Below are 21,975 nucleotides of genomic sequence, written 5' to 3'. Positions count from 1 at the left end.
GGTGCCTCGACCCGGAATCGAACCAGGGACACGGGGATTTTCAATCCCCTGCTCTACCGACTGAGCTATCGAGGCACTTAGGAGGTGCAATTTTAGAGAAATGGTGCCGACTGCCGGAGTCGAACTGGCGACCTACTGATTACAAGTCAGTTGCTCTACCAACTGAGCTAAGTCGGCACACTGGATACTCAAAGAGTACTCTCTAAAAGAGACTGTATGAATGACCATCTTTTTGGTGAAAGATGGTGCCTCGACCCGGAATCGAACCAGGGACACGGGGATTTTCAATCCCCTGCTCTACCGACTGAGCTATCGAGGCACATACTGTGCTTTTTTCCCGTAACAAGGCTGTCCTTGTTGCGGGCGTGTATTAAACGGATTTTGGCTTTTTAAGTCAACTATTTTTTGCAATAGTTTTACCAAATGTGTAGTTTTTAGCCTATTCGAGCAGTTTTAAGCCCAAACATACGGTTTTGAGTAATAATATCCTTGTACAACTTCAATTCCCGCTTCTTTAACAAAAGCTAATTCTTGTTTGGTTTCGACGCCCTCAGCAATAACTGTCATACCTAAAGCGTGAGCCATTTCAACAACGCTCTTTATAATAGCTTGGTTTTCGGTATTTATATGGCAATCAGCAATATATTGTCTATCGACTTTTAACTCTTGAAATGGAAATTCGGTCAGTTGCTTCATCGTTGAATAACCCGTACCGTAGTCATCGATAGAAACAGAGCACCCTAGTAAACGTAATCGCGTGGTGATTTCCTGTGCAATCAGCAAATTATCGACAATGCACGATTCCGTTAATTCTATGGTCAACCTATTAGGTTCTAGGCCATATTTTTTTAGTAACCCGTCTATCTCGTTGACAAACTCGTGAGACGTTAAATCTTTCATCGACAAATTAATTGAAAAATTAACGTCTTTATAATCCGCCATTTTCTCAAATGAGCAATCAAAAAGAACTTTGTTAAATTCGGTGATCCTACCGTTATTCTCAAACAAATGAATAAACTGATTTGGGTAAATAATAGTGCCGTCAAAGGATTTTAAGCGAGACAATATTTCGTACCCGACTATATGCTCATTGCCCATTTCGACCTTGGGTTGAATAACCGGATAAAAAGTTTCTTTTGATATTTCAAATGTCTCGGCATCAAAAACGGCTTCGGCTAATGGATTGCCAACCGCCTTATTAGACATGATCCTCGCGGTAGCCTTATCGACAAGACCAACCAATTGTGTCGTGGAGAATGGCTTGGTGAGTTGACCCAGTATCGCGAGATCATGCTGTTTTGCTATAGATTCAGCCATTTGCAGAACTTTTGACTCAAATCCCGAAATCACAATCACTTGACCTTGGTACCGCATGTCACCCAAAAATTTTAAAAATGCGATTCCATCAATTTTTGGCATCTGTAAATCAACCAAAACGATGTCATTTATACTAGAACCCCGGCAAAGATAATCTAGTCCTTGTTGCGGACAAGCGTACTGTCCAATTGACTCAATTCCAATTTCACCGAACTTGTCTTCGATAAATTGTAAAAAGAATGGGTCGTCGTCAACTGCGGTAATATTATTTAATAATTCTAAATTTTCCATACATCCTGTACCAAACCACACATACTAGTTTAAGTTTTAGATTGAATTGTCGAAATAAGCAAACGATACTGTATTACATCAACGTCAAATAATCTTAAAAATAATAGACTAAAGCGAATTTATGGATATCGAAGCTAAGAAAGTGCCATTTTTAAAGCCCGCGCAGCTTTTTACAATTTGGATTACGATTTTTGTATGTTTTGTCGTACTTGCCGCATTAGGAGGACTCAAAACCCTTCAACAATGGCACGAGCCTCAAAACTATAAATCTGAGTTACAGAGTCATCTTGCATCCGCAGTTAAAGGCTTGCCTCTTGACTATCTAAGCTCAAATAAAGCTGCAGCGGCTCAAAACTACATTAATGCGGTACACGGTGGGGCTAAAAATAAAGCTTTTTTCTTATATAGAATGTCCGCCGGCAAGCTCGTTTTACATGCTAAAACTGGTGCATTTGATGGTTATATGCCAACACCAATATTGGCAAATCACGAAACCGATTTAAACAACTGGGTTGAGATAAGACGCATTATTAAAGTCGATAATCAAGACGCGGGACTTATAATCGCAGCAATGCAAAAGAAGAAAGCCGATGTGCGGTCTTGGTTTATTGTTTTGTTGGTCGCTCTAATCGCGTCCATAATATTGACCCGAATAATTGCCTCAATGCTAAACCTTTCGGTTTCTAAATATGCGGTTCCTCTATTAAAAGACACCAATTTAATTGTAAATAAAAACAGCTTTGAAAAACGTTTAGCCGTCAAAAAATTTGGTGCCTTCTCTGAACTCGCAGGCTCTTTAAACAAGTTGTTTAAATATGTCGCCCGCACCGAGCAAGCTAATAAAGAATTGGAAAAATCGAATCAGCAACTCGCCCAAGATATGGAAAGTAAAATAGCTGAACGAACCCATGCATTAAGAATTGCGATGGAAGAAGCTGAAGCCGCGAATGAATCTAAATCGACGTTTTTAGCAACCATGAGCCATGAAATTCGAACCCCGATGAACGGCATTATTGGTTCCATCGACTTATTACGAAATAGCACTTTGGATCAAAATCAGTATCGATTATCAGATACGATCCGAGAGTCTGCCTTTTCATTGCTGAGAATAATTGACGACATCCTCGACTTTTCAAAAATCGAAGCTGGAAAACTCGAAGTAGAAAACATTCCAATGTCGATTAATAGTATTGTAGAAGCGGTTGGCAGAACATTGATGTCCGTTGCTGAGCAGAAAAATGTAGAGTTACGACTCTTTGTTGACCCTCGAATCAATGAAGACCTAATGGGCGACCCAATACGCATACGTCAGATCTTGTTTAACTTAGCTGGCAACGCAATCAAGTTTACTCAAACGACCCGCGAGCACACCGGCATTGTGCAAATTAGAGCGGAAATTTTAGAGTCTAATTTAGAGTTCACCAACGTCAAATTAAGAGTAATAGATAATGGCCGCGGTATGTCCGAGCGCCAGGTTCATTATGTATTTCAACCATTTAATCAAGCTGAAGGCGCTGTAACACGTCAATTTGGTGGCACCGGACTTGGCTTGACAATTTGTCAGCGCTTGGCTGACTTAATGTATGGACAAATTCACGTTAAATCTGAAATTGACGTAGGCTCAGAGTTTACGGTTAGTTTGCCACTACGCACTAATCCAAGTTCTACAACCGAAATTGAACTCGACTTTTCCAAAGTTGATTTAGTGTGTTATTCACCTGATGGATTCCATACGGCGGCAATTGACGAATACAGCAAATATTTTGGCAGTAAAAACACCTTAGTTAATAGCGTCGAAAGCCTTATCCATGTTGCAAATCATTATCGCTATGACTTAGACAAACAGCCTATCTGGATCATCGACGCAACAGAATTTCATGATGAAGCATTAAAAACCATTGACCAGCTAATGACATTTGAAAAGTGTCAGCAGGTTCGATTCTTAATGCTAACTAACTCCATTAACTTCCAGGAAAAAACAAGAGATCGAGTGTGGGTATTACATGCCGTGCCACTTTGCCGAGCCGCCCTATTAGAGGCTATTGGTGAAGTCATGGAAAACAAAAAGATCAAAAACATTGGCATGCCAAAAAATAGAAACACCCCTCGTGTCGCTAAATATGTGATGTCGATAGAAGAAGCTCGTAAAAATAGGAAATTGGTGTTACTTGCCGAAGACAATGCGATGAACCAACAGGTCATCACCGAGCAGTTAAATATGCTCGGTTATGCCGTAGAAGTAGCAAATGACGGTGAAGAAGCGATTAATCTGTGGCGAAGAAATCATTATCCACTGGTGTTGACCGACTTACACATGCCAATTAAGAGCGGGTACGACGTTATCAAAACCATTCGTAAAGAAGGCATTGATCAACCTAAAGAAAATGGCATAACCCGAGTTGTTGCTATTACGGCTAACGCCCTAAAAGGCGAAGAGCAAAAATGTATCAACCTAGGTATGGATGGTTACTTAACTAAACCGCTTGAGCTAGCAGATTTAGAAGTAGTGATGAAAAAATGGCTAGACCTTCACCCCGAAGCTCCCATTGAAATACAAACATCGGTCGCCCGTTCTGCGGAGCATCACCCAAAAGAGGTTGTGCCAATTCAACAAGCTGTTTTGATCAGTTATTTAGGTAATGATATTGAGCGCCACAAAAAGTATTTAAACATGTTCCAAGTAAGAGGCAATGAGCTTATCGACCAAATAAGTGAATTTGTAAAACAACAAGAACGTGAAAATGTTAAAAACTTTGCTCACCAATTTAAATCGATGGCAAAAAGTGTCGGTGCGATGACATTGCATGAATCGACACTAAAATTAGAAAGTATTGCCCAATCAGCTGACATGGCGGAAATTGAAGAATTGTTTACGCTTATTTTACAGCAGTTTAATGACGTTATCGTATTTGTAAGAGATAACTACAATATAGCGATTTAACTTTAAACCGCGATAAATAGGTCTCAACAAAAAAGGGCGATGTTATTTACATTGCCCTTTTGTTTATGATGTTAGCAACCTGATGACCATTAGCTTTTAGGGACGTAACCTTCAACAGTCACATCTTTACCTTCAAACAAAAATCCAATCATTGAAGTTTCTAAAAACTCTCTATGTTCTGGGTTAATCATCGATAACTTATGTTCGTTAATTAACATTACTTGTTTCTTCTGCCACTCGGCCCAAGCTTCTTTGGATATGTTATTAAAAATTCGCGTACCGACTTCACCCGGGTACAATTGGAAGTCTAATCCTGGTGCATCTTTTTTTAGATATTCACAAAATACTGTTCTGGCCATGTAAATTCTCACTCATGGTTAAAATAAAAGAGTTTATTTCGGTATTGTAACTGAGCCTATATTGTAATACCAATTCCCATATTGAATAGTTCACTAATCGCGAAAGAATAGCTTTCCAAAGTAGACTTTAACTACTGAGCCTTTGAAACGAGAAACAATTCCTTTTCACAGTCATTACCAAATAACCTTCACTTTTATACTCGCTCTTTGGAAGCCTATTCCTGCTTTAAAATTCGGTTCTGAATAAAAAGCTGGAGCAAAGTGCCTCAACTGTCAAAACCGCAAATCAAGTGAACCTCTGATTAGAAAATTAATAAACATTAGTTATTTTGAGTCGCTAGTAACAGCAACTTTTGGGCTACCGCTGACAATCCAACCTTCTGATTAACTTGGTCTGTATCATCCAAAGAAAACCAAATATCCGCAGACTCAGCAACAATCAAAGGTTTACTCGACAATGAAATAAGAACGGGTTGCACATCCAAATGGTAATGACTAAATGTATGGCGAAATAGGTTCTGCTCTTCGGCTAACAAATCGTATTTAGCGGGGTTTATTTGCCAGTCTTGTAGTTGCGCTTCTATTTCCGCTAGGGAATCAAATTCGGGAAAACTATATAAGCCCCCCCAAATCCCTGACATTGGTCGTTGATATAAATATACAGATTGTTCATGTTTTAAAATGAGCAGGTGAGCAAATTTTATGGGTTTGTCTTTTTTAGGCTTTTTACCCGGGCACTCGCTGACAATATTCTGGTTGAACGCTTCGCAATGTTTACTCACTGGACATTCACTGCATTTAGGTTTACTTCGAACACATAACGTTGCCCCTAAATCCATCATCACTTGATTATAATTCGCGATGCGTTGTTTTGGCGAAAACTGCTCAGCCACTAGCCATAGCTGATCTTCAACGGATTTAGTCCCAGGCCACTGCGTAACGCCCATAAAACGAGATAAGACGCGCTTGACGTTGCCATCTAATATCGCGTGATGTTGGTTAAGAGACAGAGATAAAATTGCCCCGGCGGTAGACTTACCAATGCCAGGCAAAGCAAGTACTTGGTCAAACTGAGTAGGAAACTGACCGTTATATTGCTCCGTAATGATCTGAGCTGACTTATGTAAATTACGTGCTCTGGCGTAATAACCGAGTCCAGTCCAAAGATGCAAAACCTCATCTTGTGGCGCGGCGGCTAAATCAGCCACCGTTGGAAACTGCGCAATAAATCGCTCAAAATATGGGATTACCGTAGTGACTTGGGTTTGTTGCAACATAACTTCTGACAACCAAACTTTGTACGGCGTAACGTCTTGCTGCCAAGGTAAGTGTTTTCGGCCATGTTGGTCAAACCATGACAATGCTCGCTTTGCAAACCAAGCGGCGTGTTGCTTATTTGTTTCGTTCATAATTCAATTTTAAAAGAATATTTTGCCAATGGTATCAAATTGCGCCAATAGGAAGTCGACTTTTTAGGTTCTTTAGCTACGTAACCTGACAAACCAGTAAAAAACCTTGAGAGAAAATCGCTGCTATACGATAATAACGGCCTTTCCGACGGCAAAAAACGAGATTAGTCCAAATGACCGAGCAAGATCACAAAACCATTGAGCAAGCAAAAGCCGAAGGTAAATACATACGTACCATTAAAAGCTTTGTGAAGCGAGAAGGTCGTTTAACTAAGGGGCAACAAGCTGCACTAGATCAACACTGGTCTACAATGGGTTTGGAGCACGCACAAGGTTTAGTCAACTTTGAGCAGGTATTTGGCAACAACAACCCTGTTGTATTAGAAATTGGTTTTGGCATGGGTGCTTCACTCGTTGAAATGGCTAAAAACGCTCCGGATAAAAACTTTGTTGGTATTGAGGTTCATTTACCTGGTGTCGGTGCGTGTTTGTCATCAGCAAACGAAGCAGGTGTCGATAACTTAAAAGTATACGAACACGACGCGGTGGAAATTTTACGCGACTGCATTGCTGATCAGTCTATCGATACAATTCAGCTGTTTTTTCCAGATCCGTGGCACAAAACTCGCCATCATAAACGCCGAATTGTGCAATCAGCATTTGTGCAATCTTTACGTTCTAAGCTTAAAATAGGTGGTGTTTTCCATATGGCAACTGATTGGGAAAACTACGCAGAACATATGATTGAGGTGATGGACCAAGAAGAAGGGTTTATCAATATTGCCAGCGATATCAACTCTGATGAAAATGCCCATAGCATTTTTGTTGAACGCCCGGAACATAGACCCCTTACCAAATTTGAACAACGTGGCCACCGTTTAGGGCATGGCGTTTGGGATATTATGTATAAGCGTGTGAGCTAACATGTCCAATTTGTCACCTGAGAACCAAGTTTTAGAACGCAATATTGATCAGTTTCCTGCGGGTGACATTTTACTGCTCGATGTAATGCCCGACGATGCACCATTAAACTTTGCGTCTGTCCGTCAAGACATCACATGGCACGGTTTTACACCATTTTTCGATACCCACCAGTTTTTTCAAACCAAAAAATTCCACAAATTTGATGTTTCCTTTTCTGCTTGGTTCGACACCGAGCAGCGATTCGACGCCATTGTTATTTATTACCCTAAAGCTAAGCATCGTTTTGACTACTACCTTTCAATGGCGAGTAAATTGCTCAATGATAACGGTTTAATTTACGTCGTTGGCGAGAAAAAAGGCGGCATTAAAAGCTGTGATAAAGGGCTAAAACCATTTGTCATAAAAGCCAATAAAATTGACTCTGCTCGTCACTGTATGTTGTATATCGGAGCATCCAATGGCGTCGTTTGTCCAAAAACTATGGAACAATGGTATTCATCTACAACCCTTGATATCGAGGTTACAGGTGAAACTATTTCACTTACTTTATTCTCCCTTCCGGGCACTTTTAGCGCTAATCGACTAGATGATGGCACTGAACTGCTACTCAAAACAATCACTTCTGTAACTGGCAAGGGTTTAGATTTTGGCTGTGGATGCGGCGTGATTAGTGCAGCTGTAGGCAAACGATTTGGTACGCCAATGACGGCAGTAGACGTAGACGCACTCGCCATCGCAAGTAGCAACAAAACCTTTGAATACAATAACATAAAAGCAAAGGCATTAGCCTCAAATGGACTTTCACAGCTTATCGCGAAAGCCGATAAGTTTGACTTTATAGTGACCAATCCTCCCTTTCATACGGGTATAGACACCGACTACAATATTACCGAGCAATTCATTCAGCATAGTAAAAAAGTTTTACAACCTAAGTACGATTTTTGGATGGTCGCCAATGCCTTTTTACCTTACCCAGATGTTTTTAAGCATTACTTAAAACCTGTTGATGTAAAAAGTAATAATAAGCGCTTTAATATTTATCACGCAGGCACTAGTATTAATTAGAGTAATTATACCACTCACGTCTTGGTTGATTACGTTTACGCAGGTTCATTCCTGAACTCATTGATCGGCAGAAAGTAGTCGCACGGTTAATATAACTTAAGCATTTTACGGAGAGATTATGCCAGGTGTTATATCTATGATTTTAGCTGGTGGTGAAGGTACTCGGCTATATCCGCTGACTAGAAGTCGCAGCAAACCCGCAGTACCTTTTGCCGGACAATACCGGCTAATAGACTTTGCGCTTAACAATTTCGTAAACTCTGATTTTCTTAAAATATTTATTCTTACCCAATTTAAATCCCAATCACTGAACATACATTTACGCCAAGCCTGGCACGTATCTGGGATTACAGACCGCTTTATTGACCCTATTCCTGCGCAGATGCGTATGGGTAAACGTTGGTATGAAGGCACAGCCGATGCGATTTATCAAAATTTACGACTTGTGCAAGAACATAATCCAGACCATGTTTGTGTCTTCGGCAGCGACCATATCTATAAAATGGACATCCGGCAAATGGTTGATCTGCATAAAAAACGCGGCGCTAAATGCACCGTTGCAGGTATAAAAGTCCCCATCGCTGAAGCCTCAGAATTTGGCGTAATAGAAATTGATGAAGACTGGAACATGGTCAGCTTTGAAGAAAAACCAGAGTCACCAAAGTGCATCCCAGGCCAACCCGATTTCGCATTAGTCAGTATGGGTAATTATGTTTTTGCTGCGAAAGCCCTTTATTCAGAATTAGAACGCGATGCGGCAAAACAAAAAAGCCACCACGATTTCGGAAAAGATATAATCCCGCACCTTTGTGATGAAGGTGAAGTTTTTGTTTATGACTTTAGCCGTAACGTCATCCCTAACGACGTTGGTAATCAAATGTATTGGCGCGATGTTGGTACGATTGACAGTTATTGGCAAACCAATATGGAATTATTGGCAAAAGAACCAGAATTCGATTTATTTAACAACCAATGGCCTTTTAGAACGTACCACCCATCACTTCCACCAGCACTGATTCGAGCATGTCGAAATGGCAAAGAAAGTGTCATTCGAAATTGTGCTATTTCAGCGGGCACAGAAGTATACGGTGCAACTATAGATCACTCCGTATTGGGTTATGACTGTAAAGTACGCTCAGGTGCTGAAATTTACGAATCGGTTTTAATGGGCGACAACAACATAGGTAAAAACGTTGTTTTGAATAAATGTGTCATAGACAAACATGTTCGTGTCGCGGATGGTGTTACTATAGGGGCAGATCCTGAGCTAGACCGCCAACGCGGCTTCACAATTTCGGCCAACGGTGTCACCGTTGTGCCACAAAATACAGATGTATTAGAGTAATCATTTTATGAATATATTATTTACGGTCTCTGAAATAGAAGGCCTAGTAAAAACGGGGGGATTAGCCGATGTGGCTAAGTACCTTCCTATAGTGTTAAATCACTCTGGTCATGATACTCGGGTGATTTTGCCTTATTATCGTGATATCGCTAAAGCTCATCCAGTTGCTGAACGCACGTTCTCGTTTTCCATTCGTGTCCACATTGAATATCAAGTCAAAGTTCACCAAATTACTCACGACAATTTAGTTGTTTATTGTGTTGATATCCCCGAGCTATTTGATAGAAACGGGATTTACAGTGACAGTTATCATGCCTATGAAGATAACGGCGAACGTTTTTCTGTATTCTCAATGGCTGCGCTGGATTTTATTCAATATTTCAGCGACCAAATACAATTTAAGCCTGACGTAATTCAATGTAATGATTGGCATACGGCCCTACTTCCAGCCTTATTTAAACATGATAAATATTGGCAAGGGCAAAACACTAAAACGATGTTAACCATCCATAACGGTGCGTTCCAAGGCATTAGCGGAAAACATCTAGTTCCGTCATTGCTGCATCGCTTAGGTGCAGACAACACTCATTATGAAGCTGATGTCATTAACTTTTTAAAACTTGGTATTATTAACGCAGATTCGATTGTTGCGGTGAGCCCTAACTACGCAGAAGAGCTGAAATCAGAGCTAGGTTCTCATCATTTATACGATATTTTCAACCAACATAAAGATAAAGTTTTTGGCGTGTTAAATGGTTGTGACTACAAAGATTGGGATCCGCTTAATGACCCGTATATTGAACAACAATACGATGCGACTTCGTTAGACACTAAAGTCGCCAATAAGTTAGCATTACAAAAACAAAATGGTCTTGAACAAAACGCTAATATTCCAATGATTGCTATGGTCAGCCGCCTTACCGATCAAAAAGGCTTAAATTATTTATTGCCGGCAATTCGAGAACTAGTGCAGCACAAAATTCAAATTTGTATTGCTGGTACAGGCGATCCTCTATACGTCGATCAACTTGAATACCTAGCCGGTAAACATAGCGCTAACGTGCATTTTTATCATGGTTTTTCAGAAGACATTGCCCATAAATATATGGCTGCTACAGATTTTTTCCTAGTGCCATCGTTATTTGAGCCTTGCGGCCTAACGCAAATGTACGCATTAGCCTATGGTACGCTTCCAATTGTAAGAGAAGTTGGCGGCCTTAAAGATACTGTTACCGATATCACAAACGAAGACGCTACCGGTGTTGTTTTTAAACAGCCGACTTGTGAGCAATTAGTTTCTGCTATACGTCGCGCCCTATTGTTTTATCATGAAGACACAGCTAAATTTAGAGTAGTGCAAACAAGAGCTATGAATACTAAGTTTTCATGGCAAGAAAGTGCGGAACAATATGTTGAAATATATAAACAAATGTTCAATTAATGGCCTTTGGGCGAGCTTACTGTTAAACGTAAGCTTCGCCTATGCGGCAGTACCTCTTGAATGTGTGCAATTACCATCTAGAGTCAAAGCATGCCCTAACCTGGTTTACCGTGGCATCGATGATCCCGAAACAGGGAAAACAAAGATATTTTGTTTCTGTAAAACTGACATGGTCAAACTAACAGCAAAAAATGTTTCGGAAGAACAAAGAATTCTAAATAAAATGGAATTACGGGATTTATTAGCAAAATATAACTACACTGAAAAGCAATTGTTCAAGTTAATTAGTAATTAAACAATGACTAAAATAGTGCTTCGCAGATAAAGATATTTGCTTAATGCTAGCGCGCAATAATTAGCATATATAGATAGAGACCTTGTGAGTAAAAAAACCGCTTCATCTTTAAAAACAACAATACTAACCTCCATTTTAATGGTCGGTATTTTGTCATTGGTATTGTCTGTATCCGTTACTATTTATAAGAGTAACGAGCAATATACGCGTGAAGCTTCATTTTTTGTGCAACAAATTGCAAAGATAGTCGCCTATAATTCTATAATCCCCGTTGCCTTCAACCAGCAAGGTGACCTTGACGACAAGCAAAAAGGATTTCTAAATACCATCAATAACATCAAAGAAGTTAGCCATATCCACATTTATCGATATGATGATTTCTCTGAGGAATTAACACTTTTTGCAAGCTACATAAAAAAGGGAGCAACGACACTAAGACCTCAATACAGCAAGGTTAAGACCCTAAAACAACCCGTATTCACGGAACGTTACATCGAATATGCAGAGCCAATTTATGATCATAGCTTTGAGGGTTCTACTCAAAACCCTCCCATTGGCTATGTGTATTTAAGATATGAACTCACCCAATACCTCCAATACAATCAGGAAATGTTAACCTGGAATACAATCGTTGCCGCTGTTGTAATCGCGTTAAGTATTTTGGTTTCCTTTTATGTATTAAATAAAGTGGTTGCCCCTATCAACCGCTTTGTCAGAGAAATTCAGTTAATAACCCAAAATAAGGCTTTTGATTCTAGGGTAAAATCCACCAACCTAATTGAAATGAATATGGTGGCTGAATCGATGAATGCGATGTTGGCTAAAATCAATTGGCAGATACATCAATCTGCTCAAGCTGAAAAAGAAATCACCGAGCTGAACCAAAACTTAGAAGAGAAAGTAATCTCACGCACTCAAGCTCTAAGAGATTCAAACCAAGAGCTGCTTGACGCCTTAGAGCAAGTACATCAATACCAATCTCAAGTTATTCAAAGTGAAAAAATGGCTTCATTAGGCCAAATGGTCGCTGGGGTTGCCCACGAAGTAAATACACCAATTGGTTTAGGGGTAACAGCGTCCACAATGCTGAGCGATAAAATTGATGAAATCAGCGAGGCCATGGAGAATCAAAAACTCAGCGCCCGCAAGCTCTCAAACTTTTTGGTCGAAAGCAAAGAAAACACCCAGATTATTTACCGTAATTTGAGTCGAGCAGCGGATTTAATCAGTAGCTTTAAACAAGTTGCCGTAGATCAAAGTGCCGACATAAACAGAGAAGTAAATATAAAGTCATTTTTTGAAGATATTTTATTGTCTCTTAACCCAACATTGAAACAAACCAGTCATGTAATCGATATTGATTGTGACGAAAACCTAGTTATCAAATCTAAACCAGGTCCTCTAAATCAGATAATCATAAATCTGATAATGAACTCCATTATTCATGGTTTTGACCAAATGGACCGCGGCCTAATTTCAATTCGGATAACGCAAAGAGCTAATACGTGTACGATTCATTATTCTGACAATGGCTCTGGTATTGAAGAAAAGATTAAACAAAAAATATTTGACCCGTTTGTAACCACGCGACGCGGTGAAGGCGGCTCTGGACTAGGTATGCACCTTGTGTATAACTTGGTAACGCAAGCGCTAAATGGTCGTATTGAAGTAACTAGCGAACTTGGCAATGGTGCGTCATTTGATATTCAATTTCCAGCAGTTCAGGTTCTTGAATATGAAAGTTAAATATTTGCAGATTTTGCTGTTAGTAAGCTTTCTACTTTTTAGTTTGACGTATTCGAAACAAGCAACGGCAAAAACAACCACACCGTTGGAACTGAAAGCGGTTTTAATCTATAAGATCGGCGCTTATTTACGCTCGAGAAATTCCCCAACAATTAAGGACTATTGTTTTGTCGGCGAAAAGGGCAAGGTATTAGCTGACTTGTTAATTGCAATGGTAAAATCCCGAGAGTTACAAAACACCATTAATGTTACGACTGAATCGTCTTTAGAAAAGTTCGGGACTCGCCAATGCCATATACTCTATGTTGCTGATATACCTAAAGACATGGAGCAAAAGCTAGTTTCATTATCCCAGTCAACCTTAACAATTGTTGGCGATGTATCGCAGTTAAAAAAAGGTGGGATTGTCAGTATCGAGGTTCAAGGTCGTAAATCGACGCTTTATACAAGTCTGAGCAATTTAAAAAACTCCGATATAGAAATCCATTCAAGATTGCTATCGATTATGACCAACGTTGACTAAGTCTGGTTCAAATCTAGATAGGATTAATGTCTAGGTAGTAATCTCGGTAAGAGCAAAAACTATAGTCTTTGCCTGCAACATTCTTTTTGCCCGCCAAGGAAATCGACGTACGGCTTTTGGTTACGTATAAGGTATGTCCGGTCCCCAAAACGGAGTGTTTCATTGTTGCCGAATCTGCCCCAGTTGCACACAACATGTTTACTGTTCTTCTATAATTGTCATTTTTAAACGCGCTGCCACTTTTGATAACAGGCCGAGAACGACTATTGCCACTATATTTCCAGTCCGCAAAACTTATGATCACTTTGTTGTTTCTAAAAAAGAGTTTGTCTTCATCTGTCAGGTAATGACTTCTCACTGACAATATTGAATTCTCGAATCCTTTGTCCTTCTCAACTTCGGATAAGTCAAAAATACTGACGCCATTTTCACCAATAACTTCCATTCTTAATGGAATTTCCCTGCTATCGTCTATACCAATCATCAATGCCGTTCGTTCGTCTATTCCGTAACCCATGATACTTTTAGACTGACTAATCAATTGTATTAAGCGACCTTGTCTACCTCGTTCTGAGAATCGGGTATCGACCACACCAAACGGGAATAACCCCAAGCCACCGTCAGCTATATATGTAGCTTGTCCATCTTTGAATTTTCTTGGGCAATTTTTAATTTTGTCACATTGCTTTAGCGGTGTTTTTGTTTGAAAAGCACCGTAAAGCAACGCCTTGTGACTGTCCCCATCAAGCATCATTACGGGTTTAGAAATAGATGACTGGCCTCCTGCAAATGCCATCGCAGATTCTTGATCCGCAGCAACAACTAATTCGGCTTTTAACATTCTTTGCTGGATTTCGTTAAGAATACTTTTAGCCATAGGATAGTCGTTGATAAAAGCATTTTTTAGATGAAAAGCATCGCCCTCAACAAAATAAATCCCCTGTGCTTCAGCCAACATTTCATTTAAGCGTTCAGGCTTTTTACAGATATCTCGTTGATACTCCGTTAATTTAGGGAATATTCGCTGGCGAGCGTATTGTTGTAATAACGATTGTCGGTAGTCTTCGAGTTTGTCACAGGCTTCAGCATCTTGATTCTGATTATTCGCTTCAATCGCAGCAAACAACGCCAAATCAGCAGGTAGCCAAGTAACGTCAGCGCCGAGCTCTTCAAATAGCTGAGTATATAAATCAACAGGCTCAAACTGGTCACGGTTTGCAGCAGTGACGATGACAATTTTAGGTCGTTTGCTAGAGGTTAGTGTTTTGCTCTGGCGAACAAACTCCCTTAGTACCTTTAACGAAAAATGACTTTTACTGTTTTTAATATCGACCTTTATTTTCCGATGTTCGTCTGTACTCAGAATATTATGTTCAATATTACCCATTTGTAAGATATCGAGCATGGTATGAAACTCAACATCTTGCAAAGATTGCAGCAAATCAGAACCACGTAGTTTTTTGCCTTTGTCGGTAATCTCTGCATCGCGCAATGCAGTCAGTAATTGACGACGAGTCAGTACGCCTTTTGTTCGGCTATGGGCTTGTTTAACCGCTTCGATAAGTTGATTTTTTTCAATGATTCGAGCCGGTGACCAGATGGTGCGTTGTAATTCGGCAATTCGGCTTTCATCGATAAAGTAGGCATAATCAACATGATCTTCTGAGGAAAGTTTTAATGGTTTAGTACATTCTCGTATTGATTGACTCGTGCAAAATTCGAGTCCCCCACCAATAAGCATTAGCGAATAGTCAGCCTTCCCGTTAGCAGCTGGGCTTGCCATAACAAATGACATTAATGTCAATCCTACAACACTTCCGGTCAACCATCTCATACTCACAACATTCCTCTGTTTGTTTTATGCCCAACTAACGTCTACTTTACGATCCATTGGCTACAATTTAAATGTTTATTATACCCAACTGATTTTTAAACCTTGAAATAGTGATCCAGCGAACACATTTCAACGTATATACATACATCTATAGCACCAAAACTAAGATATTCCGAAAAATCTATACCCGACTAACTTACTAGGGTATTCGAATGCTTGGAATTATGATATAAACGCATCTTAATTTTGAACTTAATTTTTTAAAGAGCCCTCTCTCTGACACCCGAGGGCTTTTTTGCTGACTTTTTAATGTGGAGTTTCCATGCCAACCAAAATGCCAGATATTGCAAACCAAGCACAAGCACAAACTGAAGGCGTGCTCGATTGGGTAGGAATGAGCAATATTGAAATGCCAATCATGGTGGAAATGCAAGGCGAAAGCCGACCTGTATCGGCACTGGTCGAAGCATTTGTAAATTTAAACCAACCTAAAGCCAAAGGCATTCATATGTCACGCCTTTATTTAATGTTGGATGAACTTTCAGTTGAAAGCGCGTTAAACCAATCTAATTTGGTTAAATTGCTTAATAACTTCATTGTAAGCCACGAAGACTTAAGCAACAGTGCACATGTTAAATTTGAATTTGATTATCACCTTAGACGAAAATCTTTGATTAGCGGTAAATTAGGCTGGAAAGCTTACCCAGTAGTGATTACGGGTAACTTAACGGAAGGCGAATTTGATATCGAACTTGCCGTTAAAGTTCCATATTCATCAACGTGCCCATGCTCAGCCGCATTAGCCCGTCAATTAATTCAAAATGCATTTAACGAAAAATTCAGTGGTGAAGTTAATGCTGAAGACGTTCGCAATTGGTTAGGTACAACGGAAGGCATTGTTGCGACACCGCACAGCCAACGTTCTATTGCTGAAGTTAAAGTAAAGTTAGCCGCGTCAGTGGATGACTTTCCAATCGTCGACTTGGTTGATGCCATCGAAGATGCGTTACAAACACCTGTTCAAGCGGCAGTTAAACGCGAAGATGAACAAGAGTTTGCGAGATTAAATGGCCAAAACTTGATGTTTTGTGAAGACGCAAGTCGACGCATTAAACATGCACTTAACCATATAGATGGTTACCGTGACTTTTGGTTGCGCGTTAATCATTATGAATCGCTTCATGCCCACGACGCAGTATCGGTTGCAAGCAAAGGCATTTCTGGTGGTTACTCATCTAGATAGTTGATGTCTGTATAACTGGTTATTCTGACGCATCAATAAGCTCATTAAATTAAGCCCGAAACACTCGGGCTTTTTTGTGTTTGGTTTTTAGGCTCGGTCGAACCACTTCATAACCCACAATACGTAAATCTTCACAATTAGAAGTTCCTTCTATATATAGCAGACTAAAATTAAGCGTTATCAAATTAGGAAAATTTCCATTTTAATGGCCAACAAGCTTAATAGAGTCGATAACCACCGCCTATTATTTAACAAAAACGTGATTTATTACCTCATCACTAATTTAACCCTATCCGTTTTATCTAAATAACCACCAAAGTTAAATCGTCAAAACCTAAGTAAATTTAAAAAAATTAAATTAGAAATATGTATGTCACAAAATTATGGTTTATTCTGACCAGATCAATGCTAATGTGAGTAATACTATTCAATATTAAAAAATCTTATTTGGTTGATTACTTTTATTAAAATATGCACATTTCTGTAAATAAATTACAGAAAATACTGACATAACACCAAATCAACACCATAATCACTCTAACTTATGAAATTTTATTTCTTCTTATTTAGAGTATTTATCCTATTTTGATATTGACCTGATGCGTAAATCTGGTTATGTTGTTCGGCCGTTTGAATTTTATAACCATAAAAGTGAATTTAAATTCACATCATGCAGCTACACAACAACATTAACAGGTGAAATACACCGGCTACTGCAAGGTTAGGAAGGAGGATACCAGAGTGAACAACAATGGTTCTAAACAGATTCAGCTAATGCACAACAGCCAAGACGTTCGCGAGAACTGTGGTTTTGGTTTAATTGCACACCTTGAAGGTGAAGCGAGTCACAAAATTGTACGCACTGCCATTACGAGCTTAGACCGTATGCAACACCGTGGAGGCATCTCTGCGGACGGTAAAACAGGTGATGGTTGTGGATTATTGATCCAAAAACCTGACGCGTTTTTTCGCGCGATAGCTGAAGAGCAAAATTGGCATCTAGGTAAAAAATACGGCGTAGGCACGATATTTTTAAGCCAAGATCCTATCAGGGCAGCAAAAGCAAAAGAGATCATCCAACAAGAAATCGAAAACGAGATGTTGGAACTTGTCGGTTGGCGCGTTATGCCGACTAATAAGGAAGTTCTCGGCCAAATTGCCGCTGATCAATTGCCTCAAATTGAACAAGTGTTTATCAATGCACAACCAGGCTGGCGTAAGAAAGACTTTGAACGCCGCTTATATATGGCAAGACGCCGTATTGAAAAACAACTGTTAGACGATCCAGATTTCTACATACCGAGCCTTAGCTGTTTAGTTACAGTCTATAAAGGGCTAGTGATGCCTAAAGATCTGCCTAAATTCTATTTAGATTTAGCAGACATTAGAATGGAAACTGCAATTTGTGTATTCCACCAACGTTTCTCAACGAACACCACTCCGCAATGGAAACTTGCGCAGCCGTTCCGTTATTTAGCGCACAATGGTGAAATCAATACCATCAAAGGTAACCGTCAGTGGGCTGAAGCTCGCGAGTACAAATTCCGTTCGCCTTTGATCCCTGATCTTCAAGACGCAGCACCATTTGTCAGTAAGACAGGTTCAGACTCAGCATCTCTTGATAATATGTTGGAGCTATTTTTAGCCGGTGGTATGGACTTGTTCCGTGCTATGCGTCTATTAGTGCCACCTGCATATCAAAATCATCCTAAAATGGATAACAAGCTTAAAGCATTCTACGAATTTAATTCCATGCATATGGAACCGTGGGATGGCCCAGCCGGTATCGTTTTAACCAACGGTCGCCACGTAGCTTGTAACTTAGACCGTAATGGTCTTCGTCCAGCTCGTTATACGATTACCAAAAATAAGATCCTGACGTTAGCGTCGGAGTCTGGCATTTGGGATTACACCCCTGACGAAGTTATTGAACAAGGTCGAGTTGGCCCTGGACAAATGTTAGCGGTTGATACTTATGTAGGTAAAGTGTGGCACTCGGATGAAATCGACAACGATTTAAAAGAACGTTTACCATATGAAGAATGGTTGAAGAAAAACATTAATCATTTAAAACCGTTTGAAGAGTGTGATGGCAACGAAATTGGTCAACGTCTATTTGATGACGAAACCCAAGCTGTCTACCACAAACTGTTTAATTACTCGTTTGAAGAAATTGACCAAATCATTAAGGTTCTTGCCAAAGATGGGCAAGAAGCCACTGGCTCTATGGGTGACGACGCCCCTATGGCCGTTATGTCGAAGAAAAAACGTAACTTCTATGACTACTTCCGTCAGTTATTTGCGCAGGTAACAAACCCGCCAATTGACCCGTTACGTGAAAGTCATGTTATGTCTTTGGCAACCTGTATTGGTCGTGAACAAAACGTGTTTAACGAAACGTCTGGTTATGCCAACCGTGTGTTATTCCAATCGCCTGTGCTGATGTACACCGACTTGGACCAATTACGTGAATACGATGAAGAACACTACCGTACAGAAACAATTTCAATATTGTTCAACCCAGAACAAACCGACCTGAAATCGGCAATTGAGGCAGTTTGTGCTCAAGCCATTGAAGCGGCTCGTGATAGAAATGCAGCGATATTAATTTTATCTGACCGCGCGATTGAAAAAGGCCTCGTACCAATCCCTGCAGCTATGGCTGTTGGTGCAGTACAAAATGCGTTAGTCACAAACAACTTACGCTGTGATGCCAATATGGTTGTCGAAACAGCTTCAGTTCGTGATTCACATCACTTTGCTGTGTTATTAGGTTTAGGCGCAACTGCTATCTATCCTTACATGGCCTATGAAACCGTTGAACAGTTTGTCGAAAACGGCAGCATTGATATTCCTGTTAAACAAGCGGTATTAAACTACCGTAAAGGCATCAATAAAGGCCTTTACAAGATTATGTCGAAAATGGGTATCTCAACGATTGCAAGTTACCGTTGTTCTAACCTATTTGAAGCCGTTGGTTTAAGCACAGAAATCATGGAGTTGTGTTTCCCTAACATCACTTCAAGAATTGAAGGTGCAAGCTTTGACGATGTTCATCAAGATTTGATGCAACTTGGTAAAATTGCTTGGTTGAAGCGCAAAACAATTGATCACGGTGGACTATTAAAATACGTTCATGGTGGTGAATACCATGCCTATAACCCAGACGTTGTAACTACTCTGCAAACAGCAGTTAAGTCTGGCGATTACGGCGACTACCAGAAATTTGCTCAGTTGGTAAATGGACGTAGTCCTGCGCACTTCCGTGACTTGATGCAACTGAAACAGCAAGACTCAATCTCGATTGACGATGTTGTACCAGCTAAAAATTTATTTCCTCGTTTTGATACTGCCGCCATGTCGATAGGGGCATTAAGCCCTGAAGCTCACGAAGCTCTGGCTCAAGCGATGAATAAATTAGGCGGGTTCTCTAACTCTGGTGAAGGTGGTGAAGACCCTCGCCGTTTTGGAACCGACAAAAACTCACGTATTAAACAAATCGCGTCTGGCCGCTTTGGTGTAACACCTCATTACTTACGTAATGCTGATGTACTACAAATCAAAGTTGCTCAAGGTGCAAAACCAGGTGAAGGCGGACAATTACCAGGTGATAAAGTAACAGCTGAAATCGCGAAACTCCGTTTCTCGGTGCAAGGTGTTACGTTAATCTCACCACCACCACACCACGATATCTATTCAATTGAAGATTTAGCTCAGCTTATTTTCGATTTGAAACAGGTTAATCCAAAAGCACTAGTGTCCGTTAAACTCGTATCTGAACCAGGTGTTGGTACGATTGCCACCGGTGTTGCAAAAGCAAATGCTGATTTAATCACGATTTCTGGTTTTGACGGCGGAACCGCTGCAAGTCCATTAACATCGGTTAAATATGCTGGTAGCCCTTGGGAACTTGGCTTGTCTGAGACTCACCAAGCGTTAGTAGAAAACGGCCTGCGTCATAAAGTTCGCGTCCAAGTCGATGGCGGTTTAAAAACTGGTCTAGACGTAGTTAAAGGCGCTATTTTAGGCGCGGAAAGCTTTGGTTTTGGTACCGGACCTATGGTTGCGTTAGGCTGTAAATTCCTACGTATATGCCATCTAAATAACTGTGCGACTGGTGTTGCAACTCAAGACGAAACACTGCGTAAAGAATATTTTGCTGGCTTGCCAAAAATGGTTGAAAACTATTTTGTGTCGATGGCACGTGAAGTACGTGAAATCATGGCTTCATTAGGTATAGCTAAGTTTGAAGACTTAATTGGTCGTACTGACCTACTAGAGATTTTATCTGGTGATACCAAGAAACAAAATAAATTGGAATTACGCGGTATTTTAGCGTCCAGTGGTGTTACGTCAGAATTCCCAAGTTACTGTGTGGCAGAAAATACGCCATTAGATAATGGTGCCTTGAATCAACTTATCGTAGCTGACACCAAAGATATGGTCGCAAATAAGACAGGTGGCTCTCTGCACTATGACATTCGAAATACTGACCGCTCTGTTGGCGCGACGCTTTCGGGAGAAGTTGCAGATCATCACGGAAATCAAGGTATGGCGACAGACCCTATTTCAATCACCTTTACCGGAACAGCCGGTCAAAGCTTTGGTGTTTGGAATGCGGGTGGCGTTTATCTTCGTCTCATTGGCGACGCCAATGATTACGTGGGTAAAGGTATGACCGGCGGTATTTTAACAATACACCCTCCAAAAGGTGTTCGTTATATCAGCCATAAGTCAGTCATTATGGGTAATACCTGTTTATATGGTGCAACAGGCGGCAAATTATTAGCTGCAGGCTGTGCTGGTGAACGTTTTGCAGTACGAAATTCAGGAACGATTGCCGTCATTGAAGGCGCAGGCGACAACGCTTGTGAATACATGACAGGCGGTGTTGTTGTCGTACTTGGTGAAACAGGCGTCAACTTCGGTGCAGGTATGACAGGCGGATTCGCTTATCTACTTGATGAAGATAATGACTTAGCACAACGTTTAAATGGCGATTTAATCGAATCATTAGATATCGATATGCCAATTCATATTGAAAATCTTCGCGGATTAATCAACGACCACTTTGAAGAAACGCAAAGTGAACGTTCACAACATATTTTAGCGAATTTTGAAGAATGGTTACCTAAGTTTAAACTTGTTAAGCCAAAAACGTCAGACGTCAATCAATTGTTAGGCCACCGCCATCGCTCATCAGCTGAGCTGCGTGTGCAGGCGATGTAGGGTGAGGAATTAG

At 40.3% G+C, this 21,975-nt stretch carries 13 protein-coding genes and 3 tRNA genes; 9 read left to right on the top strand and 7 right to left on the bottom strand.

Annotation, left to right across the window (positions count from 1 at the left end; genetic code table 11):
- Window positions 1-2: 2 nt before the first annotated feature.
- The 4 genes from Q4575_RS02940 to Q4575_RS02925 all read right to left on the bottom strand — a co-directional run bounded on the left by Q4575_RS02940 (window position 3) and on the right by Q4575_RS02925 (window position 1,608).
- A tRNA-Phe gene (locus tag Q4575_RS02940) sits at window positions 3-75 on the bottom strand.
- 26 nt (window positions 76-101) lie between these two features.
- Window positions 102-177, bottom strand: a tRNA-Thr gene (locus tag Q4575_RS02935).
- A gap of 66 nt (window positions 178-243) precedes the next feature.
- Window positions 244-319, bottom strand: a tRNA-Phe gene (locus Q4575_RS02930).
- 134 nt (window positions 320-453) lie between these two features.
- Window positions 454-1,608: an EAL domain-containing protein gene (locus Q4575_RS02925; RefSeq protein WP_215964256.1), complete on the bottom strand. Its 1,155-nt coding sequence runs from the start codon at window positions 1,606-1,608 to the stop codon at window positions 454-456.
- Between the two features lie 121 nt (window positions 1,609-1,729).
- Here Q4575_RS02925 and Q4575_RS02920 point away from each other — a divergent pair, with 121 nt between their 5' ends.
- Window positions 1,730-4,549 carry a hybrid sensor histidine kinase/response regulator gene (locus tag Q4575_RS02920; protein ID WP_303521274.1) on the top strand — a complete coding sequence of 940 codons (2,820 nt, stop codon included), beginning with the start codon at window positions 1,730-1,732 and terminating at the stop codon, window positions 4,547-4,549.
- 89 nt (window positions 4,550-4,638) lie between these two features.
- Here Q4575_RS02920 and Q4575_RS02915 read toward each other — a convergent pair whose 3' ends face one another.
- Window positions 4,639-4,908, bottom strand: a complete 270-nt coding sequence (locus Q4575_RS02915; protein ID WP_215964258.1) for an oxidative damage protection protein — start codon at window positions 4,906-4,908, stop codon at window positions 4,639-4,641.
- 320 nt (window positions 4,909-5,228) lie between these two features.
- A complete protein-coding gene (mutY, locus tag Q4575_RS02910; RefSeq protein ID WP_303521272.1) occupies window positions 5,229-6,317 on the bottom strand; it encodes an A/G-specific adenine glycosylase in 1,089 nt (362 codons plus the stop codon).
- A 173-nt stretch (window positions 6,318-6,490) separates the two neighbouring features.
- On the opposite strand from mutY, the gene trmB reads away from it, so the two are divergent.
- The 6 genes from trmB (at window position 6,491) to Q4575_RS02880 (ending at window position 13,656) form a co-directional block, all read left to right on the top strand.
- Window positions 6,491-7,240 (top strand): tRNA (guanosine(46)-N7)-methyltransferase TrmB, encoded by a 750-nt coding sequence (trmB, locus tag Q4575_RS02905; protein ID WP_215964260.1) that lies wholly within the window; start codon window positions 6,491-6,493, stop codon window positions 7,238-7,240.
- Window position 7,241: 1 nt separating this feature from the next.
- Window positions 7,242-8,306, top strand: coding sequence for a methyltransferase (locus Q4575_RS02900; protein WP_303521271.1), 1,065 nt, complete (start codon window positions 7,242-7,244; stop codon window positions 8,304-8,306).
- Between the two features lie 118 nt (window positions 8,307-8,424).
- Window positions 8,425-9,651 carry a glucose-1-phosphate adenylyltransferase gene (glgC, locus tag Q4575_RS02895; RefSeq protein WP_215964262.1) on the top strand — a complete coding sequence of 409 codons (1,227 nt, stop codon included), beginning with the start codon at window positions 8,425-8,427 and terminating at the stop codon, window positions 9,649-9,651.
- A gap of 7 nt (window positions 9,652-9,658) precedes the next feature.
- A complete protein-coding gene (locus tag Q4575_RS02890) occupies window positions 9,659-11,092 on the top strand; it encodes a glycogen synthase (RefSeq protein ID WP_215964263.1) in 1,434 nt (477 codons plus the stop codon).
- A gap of 379 nt (window positions 11,093-11,471) precedes the next feature.
- The gene (locus tag Q4575_RS02885; RefSeq protein WP_303521270.1) at window positions 11,472-13,133 is read left to right on the top strand and encodes a sensor histidine kinase; all 1,662 of its coding nucleotides are present in this window, start codon (window positions 11,472-11,474) and stop codon (window positions 13,131-13,133) included.
- Window positions 13,123-13,656 (top strand): YfiR family protein, encoded by a 534-nt coding sequence (locus Q4575_RS02880; RefSeq protein ID WP_303521268.1) that lies wholly within the window; start codon window positions 13,123-13,125, stop codon window positions 13,654-13,656. The genes Q4575_RS02885 and Q4575_RS02880 overlap by 11 nt, the downstream gene beginning before the upstream one ends.
- Window positions 13,657-13,669: 13 nt before the next feature.
- Here the strand turns inward: Q4575_RS02880 and Q4575_RS02875 are convergent, their stop codons facing one another.
- Window positions 13,670-15,490: a cyanophycinase gene (locus Q4575_RS02875; protein WP_215964266.1), complete on the bottom strand. Its 1,821-nt coding sequence runs from the start codon at window positions 15,488-15,490 to the stop codon at window positions 13,670-13,672.
- Between the two features lie 322 nt (window positions 15,491-15,812).
- Between Q4575_RS02875 and folE2 the strand changes: the two genes are divergently transcribed.
- Together folE2 and gltB are read left to right on the top strand one after the other, a co-directional pair.
- Window positions 15,813-16,733 carry a GTP cyclohydrolase FolE2 gene (gene folE2, locus Q4575_RS02870; RefSeq protein ID WP_215964267.1) on the top strand — a complete coding sequence of 307 codons (921 nt, stop codon included), beginning with the start codon at window positions 15,813-15,815 and terminating at the stop codon, window positions 16,731-16,733.
- A gap of 774 nt (window positions 16,734-17,507) precedes the next feature.
- Complete coding sequence (gltB, locus tag Q4575_RS02865) at window positions 17,508-21,962, top strand: glutamate synthase large subunit (protein ID WP_303521278.1); 4,455 nt, start codon at window positions 17,508-17,510, stop codon at window positions 21,960-21,962.
- Window positions 21,963-21,975: the final 13 nt, after the last annotated feature.

It is taken from the genome of Psychrosphaera sp. 1_MG-2023 (assembly GCF_030548245.1).
GTDB classification, from domain to species: domain Bacteria; phylum Pseudomonadota; class Gammaproteobacteria; order Enterobacterales; family Alteromonadaceae; genus Psychrosphaera; species Psychrosphaera algicola.
The sequence above is the reverse complement of the archived record's forward strand: the minus strand, read 5'-3'. Positions and strand labels throughout refer to the sequence as shown.